Origin of the sequence: Cytophaga hutchinsonii ATCC 33406 (assembly GCF_000014145.1) — a bacterium.
GTDB lineage: Bacteria > Bacteroidota > Bacteroidia > Cytophagales > Cytophagaceae > Cytophaga > Cytophaga hutchinsonii.
On the sequence record NC_008255.1, the window covers coordinates 1218578 to 1236484 of the forward strand.

General features: G+C 41.6%; 17 protein-coding genes. 4 read left to right on the top strand and 13 right to left on the bottom strand.

The features are described from left to right. Window positions 1–124 precede the first annotated feature (124 nt). From CHU_RS05140 to CHU_RS05165, 7 genes are read right to left on the bottom strand one after another with little or no spacing between them, the layout of a single operon-like run. Window positions 125–1429 carry a DASH family cryptochrome gene (locus tag CHU_RS05140; protein WP_011584445.1) on the bottom strand — a complete coding sequence of 435 codons (1305 nt, stop codon included), beginning with the start codon at window positions 1427–1429 and terminating at the stop codon, window positions 125–127. After that, window positions 1429–2994, bottom strand: a complete 1566-nt coding sequence (locus tag CHU_RS05145) for a cryptochrome/photolyase family protein (RefSeq protein WP_011584446.1) — start codon at window positions 2992–2994, stop codon at window positions 1429–1431. The genes CHU_RS05140 and CHU_RS05145 overlap by 1 nt, the downstream gene beginning before the upstream one ends. Then, window positions 2984–3136: a DUF2256 domain-containing protein gene (locus CHU_RS19125; RefSeq protein WP_072356009.1), complete on the bottom strand. Its 153-nt coding sequence runs from the start codon at window positions 3134–3136 to the stop codon at window positions 2984–2986. The genes CHU_RS05145 and CHU_RS19125 overlap by 11 nt, the downstream gene beginning before the upstream one ends. A 25-nt stretch (window positions 3137–3161) precedes the next feature. After that, window positions 3162–3473, bottom strand: coding sequence for a deoxyribodipyrimidine photo-lyase (locus CHU_RS05150; protein WP_011584447.1), 312 nt, complete (start codon window positions 3471–3473; stop codon window positions 3162–3164). Beyond that, window positions 3466–4119, bottom strand: a complete 654-nt coding sequence (locus CHU_RS05155; protein ID WP_011584448.1) for a flavin reductase family protein — start codon at window positions 4117–4119, stop codon at window positions 3466–3468. Before CHU_RS05155 ends, CHU_RS05150 begins: the two co-directional genes overlap by 8 nt. 7 nt (window positions 4120–4126) lie before the next feature. After that, window positions 4127–4819, bottom strand: coding sequence for an SDR family NAD(P)-dependent oxidoreductase (locus CHU_RS05160; protein ID WP_011584449.1), 693 nt, complete (start codon window positions 4817–4819; stop codon window positions 4127–4129). Continuing rightward, the gene (locus CHU_RS05165) at window positions 4816–5193 is read right to left on the bottom strand and encodes a TIGR03643 family protein (RefSeq protein WP_316910351.1); all 378 of its coding nucleotides are present in this window, start codon (window positions 5191–5193) and stop codon (window positions 4816–4818) included. The genes CHU_RS05160 and CHU_RS05165 overlap by 4 nt, the downstream gene beginning before the upstream one ends. 116 nt (window positions 5194–5309) lie before the next feature. Between CHU_RS05165 and folE the strand changes: the two genes are divergently transcribed. Next, on the top strand, window positions 5310–6029 hold the full coding sequence (gene folE, locus CHU_RS05170) for a GTP cyclohydrolase I FolE (RefSeq protein ID WP_011584451.1): 720 nt from the start codon (window positions 5310–5312) through the stop codon (window positions 6027–6029). A gap of 72 nt (window positions 6030–6101) precedes the next feature. Continuing rightward, on the top strand, window positions 6102–7004 hold the full coding sequence (locus CHU_RS05175) for a MerR family transcriptional regulator (protein ID WP_011584452.1): 903 nt from the start codon (window positions 6102–6104) through the stop codon (window positions 7002–7004). Window positions 7005–7426: 422 nt separating this feature from the next. On the opposite strand, the gene CHU_RS05180 is transcribed toward CHU_RS05175, so the two are convergent. Together CHU_RS05180 and CHU_RS05185 are read right to left on the bottom strand one after the other, a co-directional pair. Next, complete coding sequence (locus CHU_RS05180; protein ID WP_011584453.1) at window positions 7427–8044, bottom strand: hypothetical protein; 618 nt, start codon at window positions 8042–8044, stop codon at window positions 7427–7429. 159 nt (window positions 8045–8203) lie between these two features. Beyond that, a complete protein-coding gene (locus CHU_RS05185) occupies window positions 8204–8785 on the bottom strand; it encodes a helix-turn-helix domain-containing protein (protein ID WP_011584454.1) in 582 nt (193 codons plus the stop codon). A 411-nt stretch (window positions 8786–9196) separates the two neighbouring features. Here CHU_RS05185 and CHU_RS05190 point away from each other — a divergent pair, with 411 nt between their 5' ends. After that, a complete protein-coding gene (locus tag CHU_RS05190) occupies window positions 9197–10255 on the top strand; it encodes an acyl-CoA desaturase (protein WP_011584455.1) in 1059 nt (352 codons plus the stop codon). A gap of 363 nt (window positions 10256–10618) precedes the next feature. Here CHU_RS05190 and CHU_RS05195 read toward each other — a convergent pair whose 3' ends face one another. From CHU_RS05195 to CHU_RS05205, 3 genes are all read right to left on the bottom strand, one after another. Further along, window positions 10619–12622 carry a heavy metal translocating P-type ATPase gene (locus CHU_RS05195; RefSeq protein WP_011584456.1) on the bottom strand — a complete coding sequence of 668 codons (2004 nt, stop codon included), beginning with the start codon at window positions 12620–12622 and terminating at the stop codon, window positions 10619–10621. 218 nt (window positions 12623–12840) lie between these two features. Beyond that, window positions 12841–13140: a hypothetical protein gene (locus CHU_RS05200; RefSeq protein WP_011584457.1), complete on the bottom strand. Its 300-nt coding sequence runs from the start codon at window positions 13138–13140 to the stop codon at window positions 12841–12843. A gap of 181 nt (window positions 13141–13321) precedes the next feature. After that, window positions 13322–13969 carry a PPC domain-containing DNA-binding protein gene (locus tag CHU_RS05205; RefSeq protein ID WP_049755466.1) on the bottom strand — a complete coding sequence of 216 codons (648 nt, stop codon included), beginning with the start codon at window positions 13967–13969 and terminating at the stop codon, window positions 13322–13324. Between the two features lie 469 nt (window positions 13970–14438). Between CHU_RS05205 and CHU_RS05215 the strand changes: the two genes are divergently transcribed. Next, window positions 14439–16439 (top strand): ATP-binding protein, encoded by a 2001-nt coding sequence (locus tag CHU_RS05215; RefSeq protein ID WP_011584459.1) that lies wholly within the window; start codon window positions 14439–14441, stop codon window positions 16437–16439. 108 nt (window positions 16440–16547) lie between these two features. Here CHU_RS05215 and CHU_RS05220 read toward each other — a convergent pair whose 3' ends face one another. Next, window positions 16548–17735: an MFS transporter gene (locus CHU_RS05220; protein ID WP_011584460.1), complete on the bottom strand. Its 1188-nt coding sequence runs from the start codon at window positions 17733–17735 to the stop codon at window positions 16548–16550. Between the last annotated feature and the right edge of the window lie 172 nt (window positions 17736–17907).

The following is a 17907-nucleotide window of genomic DNA, read 5'->3' on the forward strand; positions in this document are numbered from 1 at the left end:
AACTGGTTGGTGACACCCGGGAAACTTTAATTGTGAGCGAGAGCCCCCGGCGGTCTAAGCGCCAACCAGGGCGGGAGCTTGCCATTTCGCTCCTCAGATTGTACAGCTTTTTTTTTAGTTTAATTTATAAAGGCAGGGTGGTCTTCAGCCACAGATTCCGGAATAATTTTTTAGGATCATATTCCTCCGCCTGTTTTTCAATATTGAAATTCCGCTTTCCTCTTGGATCGTTTCCTACACCTGCCAGATAAGCCCAGTTACCCCAATTGCTGCACACATCGTAATCTATAAGCTGCTGTTCAAAATATGCAGCACCGTAGCGCCAATCTATGCCAAGATCATTGCATAAATAGCTCGCTGCATTTTGTCTGCCTCTGTTACTCATAAAGCCTGTATGTGTTAGCTCCAGCATGTTGGCGTCTATAAAATCATTGCCCGTTTTGCCATTGATCCACTGAGAGAGTATTGCTGTATCCTGCAGGCCGGATGCGTTAGCTGAATCTTTAATACCTGAATATAAAAAGAACTGATGTTTGTGCTTTTTCATCATAAAGCGAAAGTAATCGCGCCAGAGTAATTCGAATATCAACCAGTATGTAGATTCATTAGCGGAGAACCGGGATTCGTATTTTTTTAATTCAGTATAAATTTCTCTCGGTGACAAACATCCCAAAGCCAGCCAGGGAGAAAATTTAGTAGAATAGTCGCTGCCAATCATTCCATCTCTTGTGTTCTTATAATGTGAGATTAGCTGCGTTTCAAAAAGGTAGCTTGTCAATCGTTTGCAGCCTTCGCTTTCGCCTCCCGTAAATTTCATTACGGCTCTCGGGTCCTGTATAACTGGCTGTAGTCCTAAGCCCTTTACCGTGGGCAGGCGCAGCTGCGGCATTGCCGGAGATTTTATGTGAGCAGGTTTTTGGAAAACCGAGCGGATAGAAGATTCTTTTTCTACTTTCTTCCTGAAATTGGTGAATACTTCCGGAATATCTTTTATAGAAAACGGCAGATCCTGCGCATGGTACAACGTACTTGTACTAAAGCTTTCAAATGTGCAGCCAAGCTTCCATATTTCTTTTTCTACACGTGCTTCCGTTTGTTGTTCTTCGTAAGCTACTTCGCGCTTGGCAAAAACCTTGAAGGCTTCATATTGTTTTACGATTTTATAAAGCTCCGTTTCCGGTTTGCCTCTCACAACAATCAGTCCTGAGCCAAGTTTACGCAGGTTCGTATCCAGGTCATTCAATGACTCTAATAAAAACTGCGCTCTGAAATTTCCTGTTTTCTGAAAACCGAACGGCGTTATTTTAAAGTGATCCTCATCAAGGCAGTAAACCGGAATAATCTCGTCGCTTTGTTCTATCGCGCGAACAAGGGTTTCGTTATCGTGCAGCCGGAGGTCTGTTTTGAACCAAACAATAGAGCGTTTCATCAGAGTTCGTTTATATGTGTTAAGTAATAGTCTGCCTGCTGCAGGAGCTCAGCTTTTACATCAGGCTTCATTTTATTCCAGACATTGTACATCATCCCAATCCTTGGATTTTTAGAAAGCTTCGCCTCGTGGTTGCTGTAGAAATTCCAATACAAGCTATTAAAGGGACAGGCTTTGGCTCCAGTCTTTTTTGCTTTATCGTAATAACAGCCTTTGCAATAGTGGCTCATTTTATCAATGTAGGCCGCCGAGCTCACATAAGGCTTGGTTCCTATCAGGCCGCCATCTGCGAACTGGCTCATGCCGCGCGTATTGGTTATTTCGACCCATTCCAGCGCATCTATATAAATACCCAGGTACCATTGATCCACTTCAGCGGGATCAACACCTGCCAGCAAGGCAAAATTACCGGTGATCATCAGGCGCTGGATGTGGTGCGCGTAGGCATAGTGCAGCGATTGGTTTATGGCATTGCGCAGGCAGTTCATTTTTGTTTTCCCTGTCCAGTACCAATCGGGTAATTTATTTTTATTTTCAAGATAGTTCAGCGTGGCGAAGTCCGGCATCTTTAGCCAGTACATACCCCGCATGTATTCCCGCCAGCCAATAATCTGCCTTACAAATCCTTCCAACTGGTTATACGCAATTTTATTTTTACGCATGCTCCATTCTTCAATGGCTCTGTTAACTACCTCGAGTGGGGAAAGCAGCTTGCAATTCATTGAAAAAGACAGGCGCGAATGGTACAACGACCATTCCTCAGGAACCATAGCGTCCTGATATGTGCCAAACAACGGCAGGCATTCTTTTACAAAAAAGTCTAACAGTGCAAGGGATTGCCGGCGACTGACCGGCCAGACAAAATTTCTGGCATCGATCGTACCAATTGTTATGATGTTGGTTTTAGCTAATTCAGAAATAATACCGGTAACATCATTTGTAAAAATCATTGGCGCTACAGCTTTGTGATTTGCAGGTAATTTTTTACGGTTCTCTGCATCATAGTTCCATTGGCCGTTAAGAGGTTCTGTGCCTTGCATCAGCAGACCATGCTTTTTACGCATGTACCGGTAAAAGCTTTCCATGAGGTATACTTTTTTGCCTTTAAAAAAAGCGCCTAACTCGTTTCTCGACGTTAAAAAATGCTCGGTGTCGTAGGTAGCATGAGAAATAGAGAGCGATTTTGAATAAGCGGCAAGCAGTTGATCTACCCTGTATTCATCGGGCAACTGGTATTCAAAGTGTGTAATAGCATGTTCAGCGATGAGCCAGTCGCAGTTTTTATCAAAGCACTGCAGGTTACACGCATCAGTTAATTTAAGATAGATAACGGTATGCTTGTTTTCTTTTAATTCATTTGCAAATGTGCGCATAGTACTAAAAAAAGCGGCTACTTTCTGTATATGGTGCCAGACATAATCGGTTTCCGAACGTACCTCCATCAATACATACACCACATCTGTATTTACTTCCTTAAACCAGGAATGGTTAATATTCAGCTGATCGCCTAAAATTAAGCGCAGTGTTTTTTTTGAATCTACCAGTGCCGGAATATTATTTTTCATTTTCATTTTTTTTATTTCTGCAGGCATCACTGCAATATTTCACATCCTCCCAATTTTTTTCCCACTTCTTACGCCATGTAAACGGGCGCTCACAGACCGTACAGATTTTAGCGGGCAGGTTTTGTTTTTTAATGCCTTTCATCACACGTTTTAAATGATACGTTCATTCATTGTCGTTTAAATCCCCGCATCTTTTCTGCTGCATGCCTGCGTATTGTTTCCAGATCGGGATAATGCTTTCCAAGTTCGCAGGAATAAAGCCGTTGTGCATCGCCTGTCATTTTCCAGGGAACAGAAAATGATTCGTGTACAAACCGCGAATGCCTGGTATCACTGTTATTGTAAGTCATCATCGATGGTTCAAAAAAATAAACTAAAAGTACCGGTACGTTTTGTTGCCGGTCATTATAAAGCGGTTCGTGATCTGTAAATCGCAAATCACGTTTGAACCAGACAATATTTACAGAAACCTTATTCAAGAGGCATGAAATTAACAGGCGTTAGTTCCTGACCGGGTTTTGCATAGCTTAATCGTTCCAGCCGTTGTGTTTTGTGATAACTGTCCAAACCCGAACAGGTAATCGTATTCGCTTTTTCCAGATCAAGGAATGCATCTTCGAGCAGACAGTCCGTTGGAAAATAGAGGTGCAGTATTTGCCCGATGATTAAAATGGTGCCGTTGATGGCAAGGTCTATGCGTTCTTTAAATTGCACACCAAGCTGCACAGCACTTTCGCTGACATAGGGCGCTGCAAAGTCATTTTTATAAACGGCTGTTAATCCTGCCGCATCAAATTCAGACTGTTCTTTCGGATACCTGGCTGATGTTTGATGGGCTTGCCGATAGATCTGTTCATTGAGGTGATTGATGGTGTAAACGCCTGTTTCGAGAATATTTGACAAGGTATGCCGCTCAGCAGAGTCCGGCCTCACAATAAAGGCAATGAGCGGCGGAGAAGCACCGATATGAACAATAGAACTGAAGGGCGCTACATTGGTCCGGCCTTCCGGATCAACGGAGCCAATTAAACAAATACTTTTAAAGCCACCTGTTGAATTAACCAGATTGGCCCGCTTTCGTATCTCCATGTCCATTAAATCATTCAACGACAGATGTGTTTCCATAGTAGTATTAGTTTTTTATTGTGCTCATTCCTCCGTCAATTGCAAATACCTGTCCGGTAACCCATGCCGATTCTTCAGACAATAAGAATGCGATGGCATTGGCAACATCCGTAGGTTTACCGATCTGGCGCAGCGGGTTGCGCTTTTGCATGTTTTCAAGCTTATCGGGTGTATGTATGAATGTATTGCCAAGCGGAGTATCCAGCAAAGAGGGAGCTACAACATTTACCCGGATAGCTGGTGCTAATTCTGCTGCTAAAGCCTTTGCAAAACCCTCAAGCGCGCCTTTTGCCATAGCAATGGAAGTATGGAAGGGCAGACCTACAGATGCTGCAACAGAGCTTAAAAATACAATGGAGGCGTTGGGCGATTTTTTTAAATCCGATAAATAGGCCTGAACAAAAGCCGCAGCTCCTAATGTATTTATTTGCAGATCACTTGTAAACTCAGCAGGTGTAAAGCGCGTAACGGGTTTTAAATGTATCGTGCCAGGGAAATATACCAAGCCATCTATTGGCTTGCCAATTTCCGGAAAGGTTGAGAAATCATAGCCTGATACCTGGTAATATTCGTCGTACGTGTCATCCGGTTCTTTCCTGCTTAATCCAATTACGCTATGACCTTTTTCTTTCAGCAGCATTGCTGTTTGTCTGGCAATGGCACTGGAAGCGCCCGCAAATAAAAACGTTCTGCGTATCATCGTTTAGATATTTTATTGTGCGTGATGTTTCTTTGTAATGTAGATTTAAACCTGTCGATTCCATTTATCCGTTTAGCGGCATGCTTCATGTTACAATTATTTACCCGCTTTCTCCAGAGCCGGTAGCTACTTAATTTTAATTGTTTTTTCATCAGTGTCTTCACAGCAGCCTCATTCAATCCAAACTGAAATTGTATGGCATCAAAGGTAGTCCTGTCTTCCCAGGCCATCTCGATGATCCGGTCAATTGCTTCCGGGGTAAGAGCCAACGATATTTCCCTGGTTGTACGGGAAGAAACATTAACGTTTGGATCATTGTTCGGGGAATAATGTCTTAAAATGCTGCTTTCCATGGATTCACTAATGTAATTCATACCTGATTTTTTTACATACGCTTAATTTTGTCTAAGAGTAACATTGTAAAGTTAGACAAAATTTGTCTAACTTTACAATGTTACTCTTAGACAATCCAAAAGTTTTAAATGTATTTATGGAAAAAAGAATTGTTGAATCGGACCCGTTACGCAATACCCCTGAAAGTTTTAATACCTTATCTGTTGATGAAATCGGTGATGACCATCTTTTTAAGGGGATCGCCACCCCAATGCTGCCACAGGCATTTTTAAAAACAGATGAGGAAAAAATAGCATCTATCGCAGGACATTTTAAAGCCATTATGGAAACATTGGGCCTCGATCTCAGTGACGATAGTCTTGCAGGTACTCCTCAGCGCGTAGCTAAAATGTATGTGCAGGAAATCTTTAGCGGACTGGATGAGCGGAATAAGCCTAAGATTGCTTTATTTGAGAACAAATACAGATACGGACAGATGCTTGTGGAAAAAAATATAACCTTTTACAGCAACTGCGAGCATCACTTTGTTCCTATTTTTGGCAAAGTACATGTTGCATATATTTCATCCGGTAAAGTAATCGGTCTTTCCAAGCTGAATCGGATCGTGAACTATTTTGCGAAGCGGCCTCAAGTGCAGGAACGTCTGACGATGCAGATTGCGGGTGAAATGGAGAGCGTACTCAACACAAAGGATATCGCAGTGCTTATTGATGCAAAGCATTTGTGTGTTTCATCCCGTGGAATTAAAGATGATAACTCTGCTACCATCACCGCGTATTACGGTGGCAGGTTTAGCGATGATGCCGTTAAGAATGAGTTTTTGAATTATTTGAATTTAAATACAACCTATGTGTAAATTTCATTTGCTTCTTCAATTCTATTCGGGAAAATATGGACAAAAATATCCGGAACTACAGCATATAGATCAATGAAGCCAGCTGCGCATTATGATATAGCCCAATTGGAGCGATTGGTAGGAGTGAAGGCTCATACTCTTAGAAAATGGGAGGAACGGTATCAGCTGATTTCACCTGAACGCAGTGCCGGTAATATCCGCTTTTACAATGATGCACAAGTAATCCAACTTCTAAATATCACGCTGTTACTTTCCGAAGGTTTCAAAATATCGCAGATTGCAGCGATGTCTTCTGCAACTATCCGGAAACATGTACAAAACATTCAACAACATTCTCCTGAAAGCAATTCCGGCAAACATACAGCCAGCCTGCATCAATTGCTTTCAGCCACACTTACATTTGATGAGTTGCTTTTTGAAAAAACGGTTGACCTGGCGGTAAAGCAGCTTGGAATGCTCCGGACTGTGAGGGAACTTTTTTATCCATTTTTTTACAAGATCGGATGGATGTGGCTATCCGACGAGGTAAGTCCGGCACAGGAACATTTTGCCAGCAACATCATTCGTCGGAAGTTGATTGTTGCCAGTGATACGTTGCCGCGCCCTAAAAAAAAGAAGACTTTTATATTGTTTTTGCCGCCCGGCGAATGGCATGAAATCAGTCTGCTGCTGGCAGACTATCTGGTACGCCTTAAAGGCTTTAAAAGTATTTATCTTGGGCAGAATGTGCCTTTGCAAAATATGACAAAAGTAATAGAGACCACTTCACCTGACTTCGTCCTAACACTTTTTTTATCGCGTCAGAATGAGCAGACAGCTCCAGATGCGATCAGGCATCTGGCGAAGACATATAAAAAACCGAAGTTTCTTGTAAGCAGTCCTTATATGACAAAAGACTTAGCCGGAGAACCTAAAAACATTAAAATTCTACATTCTTCTGAAGACTTCGAGAAGTTATTGGAAAAGCTTACATAGGCTTGAGTATACTCTTACTTTACAGGTATGACTTGATCACTCAATCGAAAATCCGGAAAAGTTTATGAAGATAATATATTTTATTCTCCATGAATTCACGTCCATTTTTTTAGTGCTGCTTTAATTTTATTAAACGATCGAACAGATATTTTTTGCTCTGTTTCTAACACTCCGCAGTTTGTGGCACACAGACCACGGTGAGAAATCGAAGCTCACGCATGCGTATAGGAGAAGTTTATTTCTGGACAAGTACAATCTGCTAAAAGAGCAGAACAATAAAAATGATTAAACTAAATAGAGTAGTAAATGTTCTGTGTGTCACAGAACAAGGTGTGGAGAACAATAAAAATGATTAACTATATAGAGTAGTGAATGTTCTGTGTGCCTCAGATCACGGTGAGAAAAGGCTTGTTGTTTAACTGTTACTGACTCAATCTGGAAAATACATATAAACATTCAGTAGCAATCTCCTTGATGCTTTCTAAATACCTATCATCCAGATCATCTGTTGAATCAGAAGGTTTAAACTCATTATAAAGGGTAGAAACCCACACCTCAGCTCCATCGATATGTGTAAGGGCAGCCTCTGCCTCTCTGCACATCATAATAACACAAAAGCCCTGTGCCGGATTTTCGTTGGCATCATACTTCTTTGAAAAACAGGTAATATGTATATCGGAATCGCCAAACTGTATTGTATATAAAGGGTTAGGAGTATTGTCTGTCTGTTTTACGATAAACCCGATCGTTTCAATGATCCGGATAGAACCTAAATCAAAGACAGTAGCTTGTATGCCTCCCGAATATGTTTTTACGTGAGGAAATCCATAATACGTTGCTGCTACACTGCCCCAGATCTGTCCAAAATGACTCATTCTGAAATTACGCATACAGATATACAGCAGTTCAGGAGTGTGGTTTGCATCTGATTTTTTCTTTACATAAGAAATTATCTGATGCAAGGCACGCTTCCGTTCTTCCGGAATCGTGTCAAAACCTTTTATTGCCTCTAAAATATAACGTTGTATGATAGGTAACATGGTGTGTTCAATTTTACAGTATAATAAATTGACACGAGTTGAATGGGTTAAATATATATACGCGCAGAGTTATTTGAATAACGTTGACGATTAATAGCAAACCGGTCAGTAAATCAGCGGATACATATAGTATAGATAACTGTTTAACGTATGTATACGTTATTTTAATTTTTGATTCTCAATTAACTGTTCTAATGCGATCCGTTTTTTCTTTTTCAGAGACTTGAAAAAGACGGGCGAGAGCCCCGTTATTTTTTTAAACTGATTGGAGAAATGAGGAAGGCTGCTGTAGTGTAGTTTAAACGCAATTTCTTTTAAGCTCATTTCATTATAAATGATCAGCTCTTTGGCCCGCTCAATTTTATGAACAATAATAAATTGTTGCAGAGTAGTGCCTGTGACTTCAGAAAATAAATTAGATAGGTACGTATAATCACATTCCAGTTTAGTACTGAGGTATTCGGAGAATTTTACTTCGGGCAATTCATCTGAGTAATGGATGGTATTAATTATTGCCGCTTTAACCTTTTCTATCTGAATGGATTTTTTATCTTCCATCAATTCGTGCCCGTTTTTTTTAAGGACACTTCTGATCTTATCGAACTGACGCAGCGATATTTTTTGCTTTACTTCCAGTTCTCCTAATTCTATGCGCGATATTTTAATGCCGAGTTTATTGAATTCATTCTTTACCATGAGTTTGCAGCAATTGCTCACCATGTATTTTATGTACAACTTCATTTGTAGATATACTGTTTATCTGAGACAAAGATGAAGACAATGCAACTAAAAAAGTTACACATTAAATATTATTAGTTACACAATCTTTGAAAGCAGGATGAAAATTTTTAAACCCGTTAAATATACATGGCGGTCTGTAATCCCGTCAGATCGCGCTGAATGAAGGATTGTGCAAAATAAAGACAGGCATTTTTGAAGTGAAACGTATGAAATCACGAACAGTGCAGCGAAGCGCCGGATATTTTTTTGAGGCATTATTTTTAATATCATTGCGCAAAATTTACAGCAACACCGCATTGAAACAAATCTGCAGATGACTAAAACATCCTTTGGTCACGCACAAATCTGTTGGCTGTTGCATAAATAACAGTAAAGAGAAGTACATACCTGGATTCAAGTAATTAATAATGTATGGCGTTTATTGATGTAGTATTGCAGCGCCCTTCCTACGGATGGATGGATGAAAACGGAAATCTTGTAAAGCCTGCGGGCAAGCAATTGTTTGCAGAGTTCTGTTCAAGGATTAATATTTTTAAATCACGTAAGAACTGGATAGCATTGGCAGGATGGTTTTGGGTACTATGTTTATTGCCTTTTCTGTTTTTGTTTTTGTTTACCTATTTTAATTGGAAGCTGTTGTTCATTTGTATCTTCTACAGCATGGTAGTAATGGGTACCCACGGCACTATCTGGTACCATCGGTACGGTACACACCGTGCTTTTATTTTTCGCAACGCATTCTGGCGTTTCATTACCCAAAACCTGGTAGTTAAATTAATTCCGGAAGAGATTTACATTGTATCGCATCATGTACATCATTCTAAGTCGGATCAGCCCGGAGATCCGTACAATGCTTCCGCCGGGTTTTTATATTGTTTTTTAGCCGATACAAACCATCAGCCCATTGCAAAAGATCTGGATGAAAAAAACTATGCACGTGCAGCGGTACTTGTAAAACATACAGGCATAAAAATCAATTCGTATGAACAATATCAGAAATGGGGTTCAATTGCCGATCCGGGCCGCACGGCAGCGCTCTGGATCGCAAACTGGGTTTGCTGGTATGGTATATTTTATCTCATTGGAGGGCATGCACTTGCCTGTGCACTTTTTAGCGGCGCACTGATATGGGTAATAGGCGTTCGTACATTTAACTATAATGGCCACGGCAAAGGTACGGAAAGTCATAGGGATGGATTGGATTTTAATCGTAAAGACTTGTCTGTAAACCAATATCGCCCGGGCTTACTTGCTGGTGAGTGGCATAACAATCATCATATGTATCCGGGAAGTGCCCGCTCAGGTTTTTTACCGTATCAGATAGACTTTGCCTGGTACTACATTTATGTATTGTATAAGATAGGGGCAGTATCATCCTACCATGATTCTAAAAAACAGTTTTATGAAAACTACTATGTACCATATAAGAATGCCAGTAAAAAAGAATCAGTAAAGGATTTCGTTGACTGATACATTACTGTGCGGGCTCATGAATGCAACCTGTTGAATGCTATCTGGAAATATATATATATTATTTTTGCTTAAAAGAAGAACGGCTTTGTGGAGTTTGATAAACATATTTTCAAATTGAAGAAGAGCAGACAAGACACAATGATGAAAATAAGTTTAAATAAATAGCTTATTTATCGCGTAGCGATTTTGATACCTTGAGATATTCATCCTGTTAACCTACTTAAATTTTTAAAGGTTTGGAAAATCAGTATGTTTGGATAAATAAGTTCAAAACCAGGTTCCTCCAGTCTACTGTATTAAAAAGCCCTTCCAAACCGGAAGGGCTTTTTGTTTATAAAAATCAGGACAACCGGAATCTGTTTAGAGTTTTATTTTTTGAATGCGCACCGCGTTTAAAATGGCCAGCAGTGCCACGCCAACATCCGCAAAGACAGCTTCCCAAAGCGTAGCCAAACCGCCCGCACCAAGTATCAGAACAACTACTTTAACTGCGAAAGCAAGCGTTATATTTTGCCAGACAATTTTCTTTGTAAGCTTTCCGATTCTGATGGCCGAGAATATTTTGTAAGGCTGGTCGTTTTGAATCACAATATCCGCTGTTTCAATGGTGGCGTCCGATCCTAAACCGCCCATGGCTATGCCTGCATCAGCCAGGGCTACAACCGGCGCATCGTTTACCCCATCACCCACAAATGCTATTTTCCTGCCTTCGTTTCTTAGCGCCTGTACTTTTTCTACTTTTCCTTCGGGCAGCAGATCGCCATACGCAGCATCAATGCCTAATGTCTTTGCCACAGCATCAACTACTGCCTGTTTATCACCTGAAAGCATTACTGTTTTAATACCTAGTCCATGCAACGCGTTAATAGCATCTAACGCATCTGCTTTAATTTCATCCGCAATGGTTATATAACCGGCATACTTCCCATCTACAGCCGTTACAACGATGGTATCCGTGATGTTCCTGATCTTTTCATCGAATGCAATAGTAAACTTACTCAGCAATTTAAGATTTCCTGCTAAGACTTGTTTTCCTTCAACTGTACCTTTCAATCCATGGCCGGCAATTTCCTCTACGTTTTCAGCATGGGGTAATTCCTTCATAGCAGCATAATCCACTACAGCTTTGGCAATGGGGTGGGTGGAATGTGTTTCCAGTGCAGCGGTCAACCGTAAAAGAGTATCTTTTTCAATGTTACTCGGCTCTACGTATTGAACCTTGAAAACACCTTTTGTCAGCGTACCTGTCTTATCCATAACAACGGTATCAATTCCGGTCATTACGTCCAGATAGTTAGAGCCTTTAAATAAGATCCCGTTTCTGGAAGCCAGGCCAATGCCACCGAAATAACCCAATGGAATAGATACCACTAATGCGCACGGGCAGGATATAACAAGGAATACCAGGGCGCGGTACAGCCAGTCATTAAAAACATACTGCTCCACAAAGAAGTAGGGTACTGCCGTAATGGCAATAGCCAGGAATACCATTACAGGTGTATACCTGCGCGCGAATCTTGAAATGAACAATTGTGTCTTTGCTTTCTTTGCAGTGGCATCCTGTACAAGTTCCAGGATCTTCGATAACTTACTGTCTTTGAAAAGAGCAGTTACTTTTACTTCTGTCAAAGTGTTTAAATTGATCATTCCTGCTAATACAGGTTCGCCCTTGTACTTATTGTCGGGCTTGCTCTCGCCTGTAAGTGCTGCCGTATTAAAAGAAGCTTTTTCGGAGAGCAAATCTCCGTCCAAGGCTATTTTTTCGCCCGGTTTTATCTGAATGGTTTCACCAAGACTTACTTCAGAAGGGTTTACTTTTTCTGGCTTGCCATTACGCAGCACGCTTACTTCGTCCGGCCGTATATCAAGCAACGCTTTGATGGAGCGCTTGGCTCTTTGTACCGCAGCATCCTGGAACAATTCACCGATCTGGTAAAACAGCATGACGGCTACACCCTCCGGATATTCTTTTATGTAGAATGCACCAAGCGTAGCGATGCTCATCAGCATAAACTCATTGAAGAAGTCCCGTCGAAAAACAGAACGATAGGCTTTTTTCAGCACCGGCCCACCGATAAGCAGATAGGGGATAAGGTAATAAGCGAATCTGAAATATTCCTGGAAGAAATCCAATCTGTGAAAGTTAGTTACCTGATAATCGGCGATAATTCCTGCAATTAATAATAGAAAAGATGCGATAGCTGGAAGATAATTCATCCAGCTTTGATGCTCCGAATCTTCAGCGTTTACCGCATCATGGTCGTGCCCGTCATCTTCATCATGTGCATGTTGATCGGCAGCTTGCCCGGCTGTTTTTTTATTCGTTGAAACATCCGCATGATTCGTATAAGGATCTTTATTCATAGGTATATTATAATAAGGTTAATATTTTTGCCATGGATCATGCATTGCGTAACGCATAAAATTGTCTGCACGTTGGCTGCCTGTATTTTTAGAAAAAGAATTACTGGAGCAGGCAATACATGGGAATAAAGTGACTATGCGATGATAGCACATAGCTATTGGTTAATTAAACAGATGCATGCATGGCAATTCTCAAATGGAATGCTGCTCCTGAATAGCTAAGAATGTAATTTGGGCGGTTGCCAGAAGGAATAAAAATAAGCAGAAATAAAAACCGATTGATATAAAGAAACTGGCCATGGTGTTCTGATGTCGTGAAATTCAGCAGGTATGTGTATACCTGCTGATACCGTACTCACACTTGCGCAGCCTGTACAAAAAGGTGTGCAGATAATATGCTTTTCCTGCTCAGAAGACATTTCAACAGGCTCTTTACAGCAATGATCCGTATCCGAACATGGAACGATGGAAAGCGCCAGTACAAACAGGGAAAATAAAAGAGTAAAGAAACGAACCATACATTAAAGATATAAAATGTGTTGTAATCAGACAAGCCGGTTGACACGATAGAACAGCTTGCTGGCTGGCGCAGACACTACTGGTCAATGACTCCCGAGAAACCTCAGCTGTAAACGGGGCAAAAGCAATCAGCTAAGCACCAGCCAGGGTAGAGTCTTCAGCCTTCCACATCAGGCTTCATTACTTACCACTATCTTTTGTTATCTCCGGGTCAATAACTGCTGCGTTGAAAGATTCGTTTAAACGCTTGTATAGGGGAGTGGGTTCAACGGTAACCATTACTTCAAGCGTTGGCCCAACGATCAGTTTCAGTAAATGTCCGCCTTTCACGGAGCCATCTTTCAACGATGCGCTGACATGCGTATGGGCAACGGGTTTGCCATTATACCAGGCAATGTCTCCGGTGAAAGAGGTTATTTCAACCGTATCCAGCGGAATCACTAAAAACTCTTTACGGTGATAATCAAACCAGCCCGCTTCTACATGGAGCGCATCGCCAATGCCCTGGTAGTGTCCGCTTTTTACTTTGTAGGTGTGTGCAAATTCCGTTAGTCCGGATACGACCTCATCGCCGGTTGAAAAAATAACCGCGTATGTTTTTACATCACCCGCAGTGCTGAGTAATTTAACCTTCATGCCCGGTGCGTTTCCTGTGTCAGGAGATGCGGTGGCAGAACGGTATTCCGGAGCGCGCGCGTGAGGGGATTGTTTCAAACCTGTACTGTCTTTCGTTGAAGGGTTGGATGGTGCATCAGCGGGCAGCTGACAGCTCTGGAAAAAAGCCAGCCCAAGCAACAGCATAAAAAGGGTTGATGTACATGTTCTCATAGGAAATGATGGTTTATAGCAATATGGTTGTAGTCAGACTAGTAACCACAGGTAAATGGCCTGTTCTATAAGTTAGTCAATTGTCTTTTTTTAATAAAGGATTCTTTATATTTTTTATTTACAGCTGGCATAAATTCGCTTGTGCCCCATACTGTCACAGGCCATGTGCTCTGCTGCTACACAACTGGTTGGTGACGTCCGGGAGGCTTCAGGTGTGAGCGGAATATCGTATCGGGCTAAACACCAACCAGTGCGCAGACCATGGAGAGGGTGTGCCACAGACCATGGATGAGATGAGACCATGGATGAGCGTTTTTCCCCTTCTGCCTTCCGCTTCATACTGATTTTTTGTAATACGAATGCTATTTTATATCTTGAATGGTATTTATTCCATTGCGTTAAATTAGCAACGATTCCCTGATTGAAGCTCGTTAAACTTTTCAATATAATTTTGTCTGAATAAAGAAGTATGAGTTTTACCGATAATGCACGAATCCCTTCTCGATTTAATCTATCAAACATTCTTTCACAGATGTCTACCGGAATGGCGATTTTCCATGGTCCGGAATATATAGTGGAACTCGCTAATGAAGCCATACTTCGTTATTGGAATTTAAATCAGGTGGATGTACTTGAAAAGCCAGCCTTTGATGTTTTAATTCGCCGCGGCGAAACGAAGCCAGATGCTCACGAATTACAAAAAATAATTGATGATGTTTATCATACCGGAAATCGTGCTGTTGTCAACGAGGCATTTGCTGTGTTACCTGTTGAGAACGCAGCATGTGATTTTTATTTTAACCTCACGTTCGACGCAGTACGGGATGAAAATGGTGACATCAACGGAATCATGTGTCTGATGAATGATATCACTGAGTCTGTACAGGTCCGTAAAAAACTGGAAGCGGCTGAAAAGAAAAAAAGCCTTGCACTGGATGCCGGACTTATCGGTACCTGGGATTTTAATCTGCTTGATAATACGGTTGAACTGGACGACCGCTGTCGCGAATTATTTAACATGCCGCCTCAGGAGCACATCAGCCCGCTGGATTTCTGGAAATACATTAACGAAAAGGATCATGCTAACGTCACAGCAGCTGTAAGCGCTTCGTTAGATCCGCTGCAGCGGGCAGATTATACATTGGAATACAGAGTAGGAAGTGAAGAAGGGAAAATCCGCTGGATCAGGAACAAAGGAAAGGGATATTTCAACGGTACTATTCCCTATCGTTTTGTAGGCACCGCACAGGATGTTACAGAGGAACACCGTCTCAAAGACGAGCAGGAAAAATTATTACGTCTGGTAGACAATAGTGTTGAACTGATGTCTTTGCTGGGAACAAATAATATCAACTCCTACATCAATAAGGCAGGCATGGAGTTGCTGGGCTTTGATACCATGGAGCAGGTTCTCCGTACACCTATATCTGAACTCCATCTGAAAGAGGATTTTGAAAAAGTAAGTGCCAATGTTATCACATCCTTGCAAGATAAGGGAAGATGGTCCGGACAAATGAATGTCCGGAATTTAAAGTCTGGAGAGGTTATTCCCGTTTATAATAATACAGTACGTATCGATGATCCGGCGACAGGAGAAATATTAGCTTTTGGTGCTGTAATGCGGGATATGAGACAGGAACTTGCTGCGCAGCAATCGTTGCTGGAATCCGAAAGAAAATACCGGCAACTTACTAATGAATTGGAAGAGCGGGTGGATGAACGCACGGTTGAGCTCCGCAATGCGAACTACAACCTGAGCCGTTCCAATCGTTACCTGGAGCAGTTCGCGTACATTGCCAGCCATGATTTGCAGGAACCATTGCGAAAGATCCGGATCTTCAGCGATTTGATTATTGAAAACAGCAGCGATGGAGAGCTGGTTGAAAAGTATATTTCTAAAATCAATGTTGCCTCGGAGCGTATGTCTTCTTTAGTAAAAGAGCTGCTCAATTACTCGCGTCTCTCGTCACTTCAGCATACCTTTGAAACCGTTGATCTGTCTGCCGTACTTACGCATGTGCTTACCGACTGCGAGCTGGTAATCAAAGAAAAGAATGCAGTTATTCAGACCTGTTCGCTGCCGGTAATATATGGGGTTTCCTCACAGCTGTATCAGCTGTTTTTAAATCTGCTGAGCAATGCGTTGAAGTTTAGTGAAATACCACCTGTTGTTTCGATCACCTGTTCGGAAGTATATGGAAGAGACATCATTGGCGGTGAGTTGATTGATCCGGACATCAGGTATATACACCTTATTTTTAAAGATAACGGCATAGGGGTTTCAACGGATTTATTTGAAAAAATATTTATAATCTTTACCCGCGGCACCTCAGATCCTAAATTTACCGGTACTGGTATTGGTCTGGCAGTATGTAAAAAAGTCGTTGAAAATCACCGGGGCTACATTGATGTGGAAAGCGAAGTTGGCAAAGGCACCAGCTTTCATGTATACCTTCCGTTAAAACAGTGAGCGGTGTATGTATAATTTCTGCATGCTGCATTTGCTGGTTGATGTGCCCGAAAGAATAAAAAATACAGGTATTCCTGCGCACAATACTTTATGTATTGTACGGATTTTCTAATCTGATTCGGAAGTCTCTGGTTGCTTTGCCGGTAAAAGAAAATATAATAACAGCAATACAACTGCCGCCGCTGTAAAGAATTTAGGGATAACCTCAAGTCCATAATTTTCAGATAACAAACCAGCTGCTCCGGGCAGCAGAGAGGCACCTGCCATTGCCATTGAGATCTGTACACCAATAGCTGTGGCAGCATGTTCTTTACCAATGCGTGCGGGCGTAACAGCAATAAGGCTTGGAAAAACAGGCGCATTTGAAATTCCTAAGACAATAATACCGAACAGGCTGACAGCATCTGTCATATTTATTGCTATTAAGGATGTGCCTGCCACAATACCTATTAATACTCCCTGTAAAACCTTGTTTACAGGAATTTTTGTAAGGAGGATTCCAAAGATGATGCGCCCGATCGTAAGACTTGCCCAGTAAGCGCTTGCCCACAGGCCTGCCTGAGCTTCAGAAATAAAGCGCGATTTCGTAAGGATTGAAAAGATCCACTGCCCGAATCCCTGTTCAATGCCTGTATAGAGAAAGAAAATTAAAATGTTTACCCAGACAGCCGGCAGCTTTAGGGTTTGCAGATAACCGGAATGAATTTCTTCTGCTGTTTCTTCCGTAGCAACTGTCCAGTTCTTATAGGTAAACAGAAACAGGAGAGAAAGAGCAATCTGAATACCTGCAACAATGATATACGCGTTATACCAGTATAATTTACAGGTAAGCATAAGCGTAACCAGTAAGGGGCCGGTGGTAGCTCCCACGCCATAAAAGGCATGCAGCCAGTTTATGGTGCTGGCACTGAAACGTGCTGCTGCAAATGTATTGATGGAAGAATCAATGGCACCGCCGCCGGAACCAAGGAAAAAAGAAGCAAGGATCATCAGGTGCCAGTATTGAGAAAATGCATAGGTAAGCAGGCTAAGTCCTGTTAGCAGGCAGCTGATTGCAAGCAATACGCCTAAGGATATAACTTTTATAATCTTACCGCTGGTACTGCTGGTTGCCAGGTATCCCATCGTGAAACTCAGCAATAATACACCCAGCGATTCCAACGGTATATGAAGCCTTTCACTCATAAATGGCCATGCAATACCGAGCAAACCATCGGGCAGACCCAAACTGATAAAGGCAAGGTATGTTACCAGGATAAGAAAAAATGTACTCTTTTGCTTTATAGTGTTATTCATACATATATTGAATTAAGTAGATACATACGGGTTGTTACCCGGTAATTTTTTTTCCAAAAAAGAAAATACAACAAGAGTTTTACCAACAGCTTTTGATAATTATTTAAGGAAGTTACGAAAAGATACAGCGCTGTGATTAAAAAAAAGCTGTTATAATCACAAACAACCGACA

Coding starts and splice junctions, on each gene's coding strand:
- CHU_RS05140 (WP_011584445.1), bottom strand. CDS start 1,429: ATGAAACGCTCTATTGTTTGGTTCAAAACAGACCTCCGGCTGCACGAT.
- CHU_RS05145 (WP_011584446.1), bottom strand. CDS start 2,994: ATGAAAAATAATATTCCGGCACTGGTAGATTCAAAAAAAACACTGCGC.
- CHU_RS19125 (WP_072356009.1), bottom strand. CDS start 3,136: ATGAAAGGCATTAAAAAACAAAACCTGCCCGCTAAAATCTGTACGGTC.
- CHU_RS05155 (WP_011584448.1), bottom strand. CDS start 4,119: ATGGAAACACATCTGTCGTTGAATGATTTAATGGACATGGAGATACGA.
- CHU_RS05160 (WP_011584449.1), bottom strand. CDS start 4,819: ATGATACGCAGAACGTTTTTATTTGCGGGCGCTTCCAGTGCCATTGCC.
- CHU_RS05165 (WP_316910351.1), bottom strand. CDS start 5,193: ATGAATTACATTAGTGAATCCATGGAAAGCAGCATTTTAAGACATTAT.
- folE (WP_011584451.1), top strand. CDS start 5,310: ATGGAAAAAAGAATTGTTGAATCGGACCCGTTACGCAATACCCCTGAA.
- CHU_RS05175 (WP_011584452.1), top strand. CDS start 6,102: ATGAAGCCAGCTGCGCATTATGATATAGCCCAATTGGAGCGATTGGTA.
- CHU_RS05180 (WP_011584453.1), bottom strand. CDS start 8,044: ATGTTACCTATCATACAACGTTATATTTTAGAGGCAATAAAAGGTTTT.
- CHU_RS05185 (WP_011584454.1), bottom strand. CDS start 8,785: ATGAAGTTGTACATAAAATACATGGTGAGCAATTGCTGCAAACTCATG.
- CHU_RS05190 (WP_011584455.1), top strand. CDS start 9,197: ATGGCGTTTATTGATGTAGTATTGCAGCGCCCTTCCTACGGATGGATG.
- CHU_RS05195 (WP_011584456.1), bottom strand. CDS start 12,622: ATGAATAAAGATCCTTATACGAATCATGCGGATGTTTCAACGAATAAA.
- CHU_RS05200 (WP_011584457.1), bottom strand. CDS start 13,140: ATGGTTCGTTTCTTTACTCTTTTATTTTCCCTGTTTGTACTGGCGCTT.
- CHU_RS05205 (WP_049755466.1), bottom strand. CDS start 13,969: ATGAGAACATGTACATCAACCCTTTTTATGCTGTTGCTTGGGCTGGCT.
- CHU_RS05215 (WP_011584459.1), top strand. CDS start 14,439: ATGAGTTTTACCGATAATGCACGAATCCCTTCTCGATTTAATCTATCA.
- CHU_RS05220 (WP_011584460.1), bottom strand. CDS start 17,735: ATGAATAACACTATAAAGCAAAAGAGTACATTTTTTCTTATCCTGGTA.